Here is an 11,954-nt window from a genome sequence, read left to right as displayed (position 1 = left end):
ACCTTCTGTCCTGTTAGGGTAATGGTTTAGAACAATAGTCAACTGCTTATTCAAAAAGAACCAAAAGGAGAGTTTGTTTCTTTATCAGTCTCAAAAAGAAAAGGATATATAATTACAATGGATACAAGAAGAACTCAAGTTAAGTAAGTAGGGTTCTCCTCTGGAAAAACTTTTTAGTTTAATTCTTTGATTTTTTGTTCTAAGAGTGCGATTTCTTTTTTAGATCTAGTTAGTTGAATCGCTTTTTGGAAATGAATTGATGCCAAGTCATTATTAGAATTAGAATATAAATATCCAATTAACGAATGATAATCACGATTTTTATAATCTTTATAATTTTCCATCTCATCTAACGCTTTTTGTTTTCCAAAAACCTTTGAATAAGCAAAAACTCGATTTAAAAAAACCGATGGAGACTTGTAAATTTCCAAAAAGTTATCATATATGTTTAAGATGTATTTCCATTTTTCTAAGGACTCTTCTTGCGTATGCCAATAGGCAATGGCAGCTTCATAATGGTATCTTGATCGTGAGGTTGTGCTAAATGCCTCTAAAAAATATTCGTTTCCCTTCTGAATCAAGTTTTGGTCCCATTTGGATTTATCTTGGTCAGTAAAAATAACAACTGACCCTTGCGTATTTGTGCGAGAGTCGAGTCGAGATGCCTGAAAACAAAAAAGAGACATGAGTGCTAACAATTCAGGAGTTTTTGTTGATTTTGTAAGAGTCAGGGAGAGTCCCAGATTCATTGCTTGTTTGATTAAATCAATACGAATCACGGAATCTTTTGTTTTTGACGAATAACCTTCGTTAAAAAGAAGGTAAATTGTTAAAAGGACTGAGTCCATCCTCAATTTAATTTCATCAATTGGAAGATTTTTAATTTCAAACTTTGATTGGCGTAATTGTTCGCGTGTGCGGAATAAAATTTTTTTTACCGCTTCTTTGTTTGAATGAAGAGCAAATCCTATTTCTTCAACACTAAAGCCACATAAAATTTGTAAACTTAAACAAACTCTGCTTTTTGGAGAAATTGTATTTTCGCAAACAGCAAAGATCATTGCGAGGTGACTGTCGGAAATTAAACTTTCCTCAAAACTAATGTCTTGTGGTTCTTCAATATTTGAGTTTAGAACATTATTTATTTTTTTTGTTTCAGATATTTTTTTTCTAAATCCATCTTTTGCGATATTTTTGGCAACAGTGTAAAGCCAAGCAGAAGGATTTTCTGGGATTCCATTTTGTGGCCAAACTTCGGTGGCTCGTAAAAATGTTTCGGCAACAATGTCCTCAACTAAATCTAGGTCTTTCAAACTAAAATGACGGCACAAAACGGCCGTCATTTTTACTTGTTCTCTACGAAACAAATCCGAAAGGATTTTGGTTTCTTGATTAACTATGGTCATCAGGAGTTACGACTTTTCTAACTTCGACATTTCCTCCGATTTTTAGAATAGGACAACCTTTCGCAATTTCAACAGCACCAGTGAGTGATTCTGATCTAACAACGATATAACCATTGATAAATTCTTTGATCTCTGTGTAAGGTCCATCTGTCACCAAATTGCCCGGACGAACTGTTTTTGCATCTGAAATCGCCAAACGGTTTCCTTTGTCAGCCAATTGTTCCTTCGCCGACAAATTGGTCATCCAAGCCATCCATTCTTGTAAGACTTTTTGCATTTGGTCAGGGGATGGTCTTTCTCCCTCTTGGTTGCTATTTCGAAAAATTAATGTGAACTCTTTCATTTTTTACCTCAAATGAATAACGTTTCCATTTTGGAAACGGGGACATGGATTTGAAAAAAATCTCATCCATACCAGTTTCCATTGAGGTAATTGTAAAAAAAAGTTCAAAATAGGTGGGTCTGGGTCATCTCTTAGACAAGCAGACAACCCCAGGATTGTTTTAAGAAACTAAAACTTCGACTGCTGCTTCCTTCTTTGGTTTTTGTTCTTTTCGTTTTCTATCTCTTTCTTCTGTGACTTGTTCATAGTAAGTTTCATAGTAAGGAAAGTTGGTTCCCATGAGACGATCCCATACATTGAAATAAAGGGAATAGTTGCCTTGGAATTTTTGGTGGTGGAGGTTATGGTGAGTGGATGTATTGATCCATTTTGTTATGGGGTGAGAGGCCCAACCTTTTGGGAAAAACTCATATCCTAGGTGCCACCAAATGTTCAGAATCATCGCATAAAAAGTATGGAATAAAACTACATAAAAATGGACAGGAACAAACATAACAAAAGGAACAATGTAGATAGCTTCTAAAAATGCTTCTGTGGCTTGGAACCGGTAAGCAGCAAGAGGAGAAGGATTGACTGATTGGTGGTGTTCCGAATGGACATGTGGGTAAACTTTTTTGATATGAGCAAATCTATGCATCCAATAGAACCAAGTTTCATGCCAAATTGTAAAAAGTGCGAAACTAAGGAAAATATATCCGATCCCTGACCAACTAGAAACTGGCCCAAAATACACAGCACTTGGGACAATTTTTGCTTTCATCAAAGTGATATTCGTGACCGCCACTAATGTGAAAACAAGTAGTGTCACTGCCGATTGGCGAAACTCTTTCCAAACTTTTTCCGCTTTGGGATAAACTTTTTGGATACGATAAGTTTCAAAAAAATCCTTTCGCCAAACATAGAATAATAGAAATGCTAACCCTGCAATTGGGTAATAACGTAAGAAATTTAATACACCTTGTGTAAAACCAATTTTGGTAACACAATCTAAAACTAAATCACACTGAACTGGTCCACCAAACATAGAACTCTCCTAACCCTTTGCCTTGAGAATGAAACCATTCTAACAAAAAATAAAATTCAAATCGACCGGATCGGTAAAGTCGGAATAAAAAAAGATTCCGAGCGGGTCCATCCGGATCATTTCCCAAGCGACTTTCTAAATTCGCTAGGACTTGTACCTACTTCTCTTTTGAAGGCGTCATAGAAAGTGGATTTGGAAGGGAACCCAACGTCATAAGCGATGGTTAGGATATTTCGTTCTGGGTGAGAAGCAAAAAGTGCCTTTGCTTCGCGGATTCGGTAGTGGTTGACTAGATGAAAAAAACTCTTTTTTTGGTGGAGGTTCAAATACTCCGATAGTTGGTGTTCGGATAGATCCATTTGGTTGGCTAACTTTTCTAAATTGATGCTTTCATCACGATAGATTTTTTCTTCTTCCATCAAATGGAGGAGTTGGTTTTGGAGTGTCTCTAAATTGAATCCCCCTAATTGGGAGGTTTGGTATTTTTTTTCTTCAATGACAATCCTTTGCACTTCACCCCATAACTCTGGGCTTTTTTGTCTGAGTAAGTAAATACCAATGAGAAGTAACGCAATAAAGGTGGAAACTATTTCGAGTCCATGTCTTTGGTGAAAAAATAAAGTGTAAACTCCTATCAAACTGGAAAAAGCACCAATCCCAACAACAATTCCCACCAAACGAAGATGAGCCGAACTTTTAAAACGTTCCAAACGAATGTATTTTGCCATTTGTGTGAAAACATAAAAAGCAGCATAAAATATGGGTAAAACTGCAATGAGAATTGTGATTTGAAACTTAAGTGGAACTCCTTCTATCAAATACTTTGAGTGTAGCGCAATTTTTTCGGAAGCAGAAGAAAAGTAAAAAGGAGTTAAAAGGATGGTCACAATGATAGCGGGCACAAGTTCCCAAAATGAAAATTGATTCCTGTTTTGGCTTTCATCCCAAAGTTCTGAAAAATATCGTTTGAGAAGGGCACCAATACAAGCCGTGAAAGGCAAATGGACCAAATAAAAATGGGGAAAAAATTGGTAAAGTCCACTGGTTGTGAAAAAGGTATGCGCTTGGAACATTGCGGCAAAGAGAAATAATAACCCTTGCACTTTGGTTTGCCCACTCGAGTTTTTTCTCAGGAATTCTCCCCAGGCAAAGAGCAGGGAAAGTCCGGCAGAAAAAACAATCAAATGGCTTGTGATATTCCACATTGTGGTTCATATTTGAATCAATCGATTGGATTGTAAAATAAAATCACTTGCCTCGGGTTCGTTCTGAAATAGAATTACGTTTGAAACGTGGATACAATTCATCGACAATCCTCCTTTCTTTGGGAAGGAAGCAACTTAGAAATCCATCTCCCGGCGGTCCTTACTGCTTCGGAAACGGGAAAAGATTGGACTGCCTTTTTTGATATCTTAAAAAAAAATCCCCCTCGCACCATTGTTGTACATGCAGCTAATTTGACCGAAGCAGATTCATCTGGGATTTCATTTTTAAAATTAATCCGATTGGAATGTGAACAAAGGAAAATCCAGTTCACCTTATATGGATTAGGCGAGCAATTTCGATACCGCCTAAGTGTTTCCGAAGACGATAGCAAAAAAAATAAGGAAACACATTCTCATTCTTTAAGAAGGTCAGAAAAAATCGGGAAACTAACCATTGATTCTTTGTTAGAATTCAAATATCTGATTACATTCACTGGTGAACTTACTGTTTCTTTTTGGCGTTCTTTTTTGCATCCTTCAAAGATCCGATGGAAAGATACCTTTCGTGTAGCGGAATCCATGGGAGTCAATGCATTCCCCATCATAGCGATGATTGGATTTTTACTTGGTCTTATCATGTCCTTTCAATCTGCCATTCCGATGCGAAGGTTTGGAGCAGAAATTTTTGTCGCCAACCTTGTGGGCCTTTCTTTGTTTCGGGAACTTGGTCCTCTGATGACAGCTTTTATTCTTTCGGGAAGGTCTGGTTCTGCTTTTGCAGCGGAACTCGGAACCATGAAGGTTTCTGAAGAAATTGATGCACTGACTACGATGGGTCTTCCTCCTGTTCAATTTCTCATTATCCCTCGTTTGGTGGCGTCCTTACTCATGACTCCTCTCCTCACCATTGTTTTTAATTTATTTGGACTGATCGGTGGGGCAGTGGTGTTGATTAGTTTTGGTTTTCCACTCGTTACTTTCATCAACCAAGTGAATTTGGCAGTGGGTTTGTCCGATATCTTAGGTGGTCTCTTAAAATCATATTTTTTTGGGATGATCATTGCATCCATTGGTTGTTACCGAGGTCTAAAAACAGCATCAGGAGCAGGGGCTGTTGGGGAATCGACTACTTCAGCCGTTGTTGGTTCCATCATACTTGTTTCCATCTTAGATGGAATTTTTTCCGTCTTATACTTTTATCTACGAATATGAAAGAAAAACCAATCATTCGAGTGGAACATTTAACAACGGGATACGGCCATACAGTGATTATGGAAGATATTTCCTTTGAAGTCAACCGAGGAGAAATATTCGGAATACTCGGTGGTTCCGGCTGCGGTAAATCTACTGTATTAAAAAATATGATTGGCCTCACTTCACCATTTAGCGGCCGTATATGGATTGATGAAGATGATATCGTTTTGGCAGAAGGGAAGAAAAAAATAGAAATCTGGAACCGAATTGGAGTGATGTACCAACAAAGTGCTTTATTTGGTTCCATGTCCTTATTAGAAAATATTCGACTGCCTTTAGAAGAATTTACAAAACTTCCTTTGGCTATCATGAATGAAATTGCAATGACCAAATTGAAAATGGTTGGGCTATTTCCTTTTGCTCATCTGTATCCAGCTGAACTTTCGGGCGGTATGAAAAAACGTGCAGCCATTGCCCGTGCTATGGCAATGGATCCAGAAATTTTATTTTTGGATGAACCAAGTGCAGGTCTAGATCCCATCACTAGCGTGGAGTTAGACCACCTAATCATTCGTTTGTCGAGAACTTTGGGAGTTACTTTTGTAATCGTAACTCATGAACTTCCCTCTGTCTTTACTATGGCGGATCGAGTGATTGTTTTAGACAAAAGCAAAAAAGGAATCATCGCAGAAGGCAAACCAAAAGATTTAAAAGAAAAATCAAAAGACCCTTTTGTAAAACAATTCTTCAATCGTATTCCTCAGGAGAGTTCTCAATTATGAACCAATCGAATAAAATATATTTCAAAGTTGGGATTTTTGTCCTAGTTAGTTTTTTTACACTGATTTTGTTTTTAATTGTTTTCACTGCTGGGAATATCTTTCAAAGATCAGTTAGTCTGGAGACCTATTTCGATGAATCAGTCCAAGGTTTGGACATTGGTTCTCCAGTGAAACACCGTGGCGTAAAAGTTGGGACAGTCCAAGAGATTACTTTTGTTCAAAATGAATATTCGGATAAACTCACAGAAGATACAGAACTTCGTTATGGAAGATATGTTTTGATTAAAATGTCTGTTCCTGATTTTGTGAAGGGTGTTTATGGGAATGATTTAAAAAAAACCGTTCAGAGGATGATTCAAAGTGGACTTCGTGTTCGTCTCGCCTCACAAGGATTAACTGGGACAGCATATCTTGAAGTTGATTATTTGAATCCTGAAAAAAACCCTCCTTTGTCAATCGAATGGGAACCAAAAACAATTTATATCCCTTCTGCTCCAAGTACCATCTCTCGTTTCACTGCATCCGTAGATAAGTTTTTCGACAAAGTAGAAAAAGCAGATGTTGATAAAATTCTATTGGGTGTGGGCGAACTCATTCGAAATCTAAACCAAACCATCCAAGAAGCAAAGTTAGGTGATTTAGCACGTGAATCCACCGGACTTCTCGTTGACCTTCGTAAAACAAATGCAGAAGTAAAGGCACTCATTGCTAGTCCTGATACACAAGGTTTACCTAAAAAATTAGATGCCTCTGTGACGCAGTTACAAATGACATTAAAACGATTGGATACACTTCTTGCTTCGAATCAGGGAGACATATCTACATCAATTGAAAATTTAAGAATCGCATCCGAAGATTTAAAAGAAGTAACTTCGAATGCGAAAAAATATCCTTCTCAGTTTCTTTTCGGAGAAGCACCAAACAAGTCTAAACTTTGGAAATAAAAGTATGAAAGCTTTGACCCGTTTTTTCATTTTAATTGGATTCACATTTGTTTTAACCCAATGTTTTGGAGTTAGTAAAACTTTTCCTGAAAAAAGATTTTTTTTAATCGAAGTTGGTGAAATCAAACAATTGTTTGTTGTTCCAAAACCAAGGACTTTTGTCGTCCGAAAGGTTTTTATTTCTCAAAGATTCGAAGGAAAAGAATTTGTATATCGCAAAGAAAATGCCGTTTACGAATCCGATTTTTATAATGGTTTTTTTATTCCGCCGGCCCATAACTTCAAAGAAGAGTTTGTTCGTTCTCTTTTGAAATCCGGTAACTTTGAATGGGATGCGAGTATGAACACCAGAATCAATGTTACACATTTTATTGAACTAAACCTTTCTCAAATGTATGGAGACTTTCGTACCAAAGAACCAAAAGCGGTTCTAGAATTTGAGATTGTGGTTTATGAAGATAAGGATTCAATTTCTACACCAGTGTTCCGAAAAACTTACAAACAAATCCAACTCATTGAAAAAAAAGATCCCGAAGCTTTGGTTCTTGGTTGGAATCTTGGTCTCACCAATACATTTAATGAGTTGAATGCCGATCTAAGCACTCGGTTAAAATGAGTTTAGGATTCAAAAACTTCATAAAGTAACAGTTCACCTGAGGTGTGTTTTTTTATTTAAAAGATACAAAATACATATCGGAAAGGAGGTTGCATTTCTTTTCAAACTAGTATCCATAGTAAGATCTTAAAGGACGTACTATGAGACTCATTGAATCCATTGCACCGTTTTATATTCTACTTCTACTACTCGAGGTACTTTACACTCGTTTTAAAAAGCAGGATTATTATTTTTACGAAGATTCTTTAGCCGACTTGAGTCTGGGAGTTCTCAGCCGAATTTTTGACGGTGTGATCCTGCTGGGTTTGGTTTTTGTATACAATGAGTTATACAAAATTTCTTGGGGAGAGACTTTTCTTTCAAAAATCTTTTTATCAACTTCTTCTCCTTTATATTGGATTCTCCTTTTTATAATCCTTGATTTTTTGTTTTATTGGGCTCATCGATATAGCCATGAAATCAAAGTTTTGTGGGCTTCTCATGTAGTGCATCATTCAAGTGAAGAATTTAATTTGTCTGTTGCTCTTAGGCAGTCTTTTGTCCGTAATATAGGAATCGGGCTTTTTTATTTGCCACTTGCGCTTCTTGGTTTTCCGGTTGAGTCTTATTTGATCATCGATGCATTAAATCGTACATACCAATTCTGGGTTCATACTCGCACCATTAAAAAACTCAACAAGTGGTTTGAATTTATATTTGTGACACCATCTCATCATAGGGTCCACCACGCAATGAATCCAGAATATATTGACAGAAACTATGGAGGTGTGTTTATATTTTGGGATCGTATCTTTGGAACTTTTTGTGAAGAAAAACAAGAACCTAGGTATGGCCTTGTTTCTCAATTAAAAACTTATGATCCAGTGACGGCGGAACTTCATGTGTTCCGTGATTTGTTTGGTGATCTATGGAAAACAAAATATAAGTGGCAAGGGATCCGTTCTTTTTTTTCTTATCCTTCAGTTCGGCCTGATGACCTACAATCGATTCTTGATCGTGGTGTCAGAGATCCAAAAATTTGGCTGAATCACAACAGATGGGATATAGATAGAAAATCCAGATTACCTCAATACAGACACAAAGCCGGAACACCATTGGATCGAATTTATCTTTTGATTTCTTTTTTAATCCCAACAGTTATTACTTTATATTTTTTAAAAAGAATGCATCTTTATTCTTTGGGAGAAATTGTTTCTGTGTTTTATCTTTTGGTTTTTTCCTTTGTTTCCATGGGAAGACTTCTGGAAGGAGAAAGGAATTGGTTTCGATTTGAGATTCCAAAATATATTTCTTGGCTTGTGCTTCTTCGCTACTTTTTCTTATAGTAGGAAAAGATGAAATATTTACATACAATGATTCGTGTTTTGGATTTGGATCGGGCTTTGCATTTTTTTGTGGAAATCCTTGGCCTCAAAGTTACACGAAGAAATGAACACCCAGAAGGCAAATTCACTCTTGTGTTTTTGTCTACAGGTGATGCGGACGCACCTGAGATCGAACTCACATACAATTGGGGTCAAACAGATCCATACACGGTCGGTAGAAATTTTGGACATTTGGCATATGAAGTAGATGATATATATCTTACTTGTGAACGAATCAAAGAATTGGGAGTTGTCATCAACCGTCCTCCACGTGATGGCCGTATGGCTTTTGTTAGGTCACCTGACCTTATTTCAATTGAACTTTTACAGAAAGGTAGTCCTTTACCTCCAAAAGAACCTTGGGCCTCTATGCCAAATACTGGTGAGTGGTAGGTTTGAAAAAAAAACCAAAAATTGCCATTATCGGTGCAGGTGCCTCAGGTTGTTTTGCTGCACTACAGATTGAAGCTGAGTTAGAAGGTTTATGTGAAATCCAAATTTTTGAAAAATCAAAAGAACCACTTTCTAAACTTCGGATTTCCGGTGGTGGACGATGTAATGTAACCCATAATCTTTTTGATCCAGAACTTCTTTCGGATCGTTACCCGAGGGGAAATAAAGAACTGCGATGGGCTTTCGAAAGTTTTGGACCCAAAAATACAATCGATTGGTTTGGGAAAAGGGGAGTGGCCCTGAAAGCAGAAGCAGACGGTCGTATGTTTCCTACTACAGATTCTTCAGACACCATCATCCAATGTTTTTTAAACGAATTAAAATCCAAAAAAATTCCAATTCATTTCGAACAAGGGTTAGTTGGTATTTATGTAAATTCAGAATCAGATCCTTCCCTTGGATTTCGAATTCTTTGGGAGGGTGGTCTGGAAGATACTTTTGATTTTGTTGTCATTGCAACTGGTTCCAACAGGAAAGTTTGGAACATTCTTGAAAAATTAGGACATAAAATCATACCTCCAGTTCCTTCCCTTTTCACTTTGACTTTGGAAAATACAGATATTATGGAACTTACTGGTCTTGTGGTTCCTTTTACTGAAATCAAAGTTTTGCCCAAAGGCAAACCACAGAAAGGACCAATTCTTGTTACCCATTGGGGTTTGAGTGGTCCTGCCGCTTTACGGTTGTCGGCTTGGGAAGCCCGAAATTTATTTGAAGAAGATTACAAAGTCGATTTGTCTATCAATTGGATTGGAGGGGAAAAAACTCAAACCATTGAAGAAATTTACCTTTCTAAAAAAGAAAAATCGCCTGCAGAAAAATTGACTCCAGACCCGGATTGGAAACTCCCTTCCCGCTTTTGGGAATGGGTATTGAAAGAAACTAATATCCAACCAAATAAACGTTATTCAGATATTTCCAAGTCGGAAATTCGAAATTTGAGTCTTAATCTAACACAAACTAAATTAAGAATGGTCGCAAAAGGTGTTTTCAAAGAAGAGTTCGTAACAGCAGGCGGAGTTTCTAGAAAAGATATACAATTCCAAACCATGGAAAGTAAACAAACGCCTGGACTTTTTTTTACTGGTGAAGTAATCGATGTAGATGGAATTACTGGTGGGTTTAATTTTCAAAATGCCTGGACTACGGCGACCATCGCAGCCCGAGGCATTCGTAAAGCAGTTGTTATTTGATTCTATGAATTTGAATAAAATCAACAGTTTGTGCGACCGATCCGGGTGCACCTGATAGAATCACAACAGTATCTCCCGATTTTAACTTACCTTCAGATTTTAGAGTTTTGCTCATAAAGGCAATCATATCAGGAAATTTATCCATCATCGGCATCACATAAGCTTCTACACCCCAATACAACTGCATCTTTCTTGCTGTACCTAAAAATGGTGTGAATGAATAAATTGGTTTTGAAGGTCGAAACTCAGATGATAGTAGAGATGAATATCCTGATCTTGTAAAATTGATAATCGCCTTTGCATTGATCAATCTTGAAATAGATTCAGCAGCGCTCCCAAGTGCGGTTCGTTCTACTTCAAACTCTGTTCTATCCATATTTCTTAAATGAGATAAATAGATTTCTGATTCTTCAGCAGCTTGGATGATACTTGTCATGGTTCTAACAGTTTCTATTGGATATTTTCCGGAAGCTGTTTCCCCAGATAACATGACAGCATCTGTTCCATCCATAACAGCATTGGCAACATCACTTGCTTCTGCACGAGTGGGACGTGGGTTATCAATCATAGTTTCTAACATTTGTGTGGCGGTGATCACAGGTTTTCCCTGTTGGTTTAGTTTTGTGATCATTTCTTTTTGGATGATAGGAACATATTGTGTGTCTAACTCCACACCTAAGTCTCCTCTTGCAATCATGATCCCATCGCAGTTTTCAATGATTTCTTCAATATTCTGAATGGCTTCAGGTCGTTCAATTTTTGCAATGAGTCCGGCATAACTATCTTTCATAAATTGTCTTGCCATCTCTAAATCACTGGCTCGCCGAACAAATGATAAAGCAATGTAATCGACGCCGAGAGATAAAGCGAATTGTAAATCTTCGATGTCTTTTTCAGAAAGAGCAGGGGCGGAAATGGGAGTTCCTGGAAGATTAATCCCTTTATTATCTTTTAAGGTTCCTCCAATAACGGTTTCTAAAACTGCTTTTTCTTTTGTTTTGGATTTTACAACAAACGAAAGTTTGCCGTCATCAATCAAAAGTTTGTGCCCCACATCAATGTCATTTAAGATGTATTGGTAAGTGCATCCAATTTCTTCGCTTGTTCCAAGGAAATCGGACTTGTTATTGATCGCAATTTGGTCACCCGATTTGAGTTCCAAAGGTCCCGTGCCTAATTTGCCAGTTCTGATTTTTGGACCTTGTAAGTCCGCAAGGATGCCAATTGACTTACCTGATTCTTGCTCACATTCACGTAATAACTCGAAGATTTCTTTGTGGTAATCATGGGTAGAATGGGAAAAGTTCATCCGTGCCAAATCCATTCCTGAATAAATTAGATTTAGTATGGTTTCGCGATTAGCTGAGGCAGGGCCAATGGTACAGATGATTTTTGTGCGTTTGTTCGGGATTTTGTCGTCTTCCGGCATA

The 11,954-nt window shown here is 37.4% G+C and carries 12 protein-coding genes; 7 read left to right on the top strand and 5 right to left on the bottom strand.

Annotation, left to right across the window (positions count from 1 at the left end):
- Window positions 1–173: 173 nt before the first annotated feature.
- The 4 genes from EHQ47_RS02260 to EHQ47_RS02245 all read right to left on the bottom strand — a co-directional run bounded on the left by EHQ47_RS02260 (window position 174) and on the right by EHQ47_RS02245 (window position 3,978).
- Window positions 174–1,406, bottom strand: coding sequence for an RNA polymerase sigma factor (locus tag EHQ47_RS02260; protein ID WP_135776473.1), 1,233 nt, complete (start codon window positions 1,404–1,406; stop codon window positions 174–176).
- Entirely contained in the window at window positions 1,393–1,749 is a 357-nt protein-coding gene (locus tag EHQ47_RS02255; protein WP_135746790.1) for a YciI family protein, read from the bottom strand. Before EHQ47_RS02255 ends, EHQ47_RS02260 begins: the two co-directional genes overlap by 14 nt.
- A gap of 160 nt (window positions 1,750–1,909) precedes the next feature.
- Entirely contained in the window at window positions 1,910–2,773 is an 864-nt protein-coding gene (locus EHQ47_RS02250; RefSeq protein ID WP_135746791.1) for a sterol desaturase family protein, read from the bottom strand.
- A gap of 116 nt (window positions 2,774–2,889) precedes the next feature.
- Window positions 2,890–3,978: an AraC family transcriptional regulator gene (locus EHQ47_RS02245; protein ID WP_135776472.1), complete on the bottom strand. Its 1,089-nt coding sequence runs from the start codon at window positions 3,976–3,978 to the stop codon at window positions 2,890–2,892.
- Window positions 3,979–4,065: 87 nt separating this feature from the next.
- Between EHQ47_RS02245 and EHQ47_RS02240 the strand changes: the two genes are divergently transcribed.
- The 7 genes from EHQ47_RS02240 to EHQ47_RS02210 all read left to right on the top strand — a co-directional run bounded on the left by EHQ47_RS02240 (window position 4,066) and on the right by EHQ47_RS02210 (window position 10,524).
- Window positions 4,066–5,190, top strand: a complete 1,125-nt coding sequence (locus EHQ47_RS02240) for an ABC transporter permease (RefSeq protein WP_135776471.1) — start codon at window positions 4,066–4,068, stop codon at window positions 5,188–5,190.
- On the top strand, window positions 5,187–5,954 hold the full coding sequence (locus tag EHQ47_RS02235) for an ABC transporter ATP-binding protein (protein ID WP_135697085.1): 768 nt from the start codon (window positions 5,187–5,189) through the stop codon (window positions 5,952–5,954). Before EHQ47_RS02240 ends, EHQ47_RS02235 begins: the two co-directional genes overlap by 4 nt.
- Window positions 5,951–6,898, top strand: a complete 948-nt coding sequence (locus EHQ47_RS02230; protein ID WP_135746794.1) for an MlaD family protein — start codon at window positions 5,951–5,953, stop codon at window positions 6,896–6,898. The genes EHQ47_RS02235 and EHQ47_RS02230 overlap by 4 nt, the downstream gene beginning before the upstream one ends.
- 4 nt (window positions 6,899–6,902) lie before the next feature.
- Window positions 6,903–7,514 carry an ABC-type transport auxiliary lipoprotein, LBF_0736 family gene (locus EHQ47_RS02225; RefSeq protein ID WP_135746795.1) on the top strand — a complete coding sequence of 204 codons (612 nt, stop codon included), beginning with the start codon at window positions 6,903–6,905 and terminating at the stop codon, window positions 7,512–7,514.
- Between the two features lie 140 nt (window positions 7,515–7,654).
- Window positions 7,655–8,839: a sterol desaturase family protein gene (locus EHQ47_RS02220; RefSeq protein WP_135776470.1), complete on the top strand. Its 1,185-nt coding sequence runs from the start codon at window positions 7,655–7,657 to the stop codon at window positions 8,837–8,839.
- A gap of 9 nt (window positions 8,840–8,848) precedes the next feature.
- Window positions 8,849–9,271, top strand: coding sequence for a VOC family protein (locus EHQ47_RS02215; protein WP_135697092.1), 423 nt, complete (start codon window positions 8,849–8,851; stop codon window positions 9,269–9,271).
- 2 nt (window positions 9,272–9,273) lie between these two features.
- Window positions 9,274–10,524 carry a BaiN/RdsA family NAD(P)/FAD-dependent oxidoreductase gene (locus EHQ47_RS02210; RefSeq protein WP_135776469.1) on the top strand — a complete coding sequence of 417 codons (1,251 nt, stop codon included), beginning with the start codon at window positions 9,274–9,276 and terminating at the stop codon, window positions 10,522–10,524.
- Here EHQ47_RS02210 and pyk read toward each other — a convergent pair.
- Complete coding sequence (pyk, locus tag EHQ47_RS02205) at window positions 10,517–11,953, bottom strand: pyruvate kinase (RefSeq protein WP_135746798.1); 1,437 nt, start codon at window positions 11,951–11,953, stop codon at window positions 10,517–10,519. The genes EHQ47_RS02210 and pyk overlap by 8 nt on opposite strands.
- Window position 11,954: the final 1 nt, after the last annotated feature.

The sequence above is a fragment of the Leptospira bourretii genome (genome assembly GCF_004770145.1).
GTDB lineage: Bacteria > Spirochaetota > Leptospiria > Leptospirales > Leptospiraceae > Leptospira_A > Leptospira_A bourretii.
The sequence above is the reverse complement of the archived record's forward strand: the minus strand, read 5'-3'. Positions and strand labels throughout refer to the sequence as shown.

Coding starts and splice junctions, on each gene's coding strand:
- EHQ47_RS02260 (WP_135776473.1), bottom strand. CDS start 1,406: ATGACCATAGTTAATCAAGAAACCAAAATCCTTTCGGATTTGTTTCGT.
- EHQ47_RS02255 (WP_135746790.1), bottom strand. CDS start 1,749: ATGAAAGAGTTCACATTAATTTTTCGAAATAGCAACCAAGAGGGAGAA.
- EHQ47_RS02250 (WP_135746791.1), bottom strand. CDS start 2,773: ATGTTTGGTGGACCAGTTCAGTGTGATTTAGTTTTAGATTGTGTTACC.
- EHQ47_RS02245 (WP_135776472.1), bottom strand. CDS start 3,978: ATGTGGAATATCACAAGCCATTTGATTGTTTTTTCTGCCGGACTTTCC.
- EHQ47_RS02235 (WP_135697085.1), top strand. CDS start 5,187: ATGAAAGAAAAACCAATCATTCGAGTGGAACATTTAACAACGGGATAC.
- EHQ47_RS02230 (WP_135746794.1), top strand. CDS start 5,951: ATGAACCAATCGAATAAAATATATTTCAAAGTTGGGATTTTTGTCCTA.
- EHQ47_RS02225 (WP_135746795.1), top strand. CDS start 6,903: ATGAAAGCTTTGACCCGTTTTTTCATTTTAATTGGATTCACATTTGTT.
- EHQ47_RS02220 (WP_135776470.1), top strand. CDS start 7,655: ATGAGACTCATTGAATCCATTGCACCGTTTTATATTCTACTTCTACTA.
- EHQ47_RS02215 (WP_135697092.1), top strand. CDS start 8,849: ATGAAATATTTACATACAATGATTCGTGTTTTGGATTTGGATCGGGCT.
- pyk (WP_135746798.1), bottom strand. CDS start 11,953: ATGCCGGAAGACGACAAAATCCCGAACAAACGCACAAAAATCATCTGT.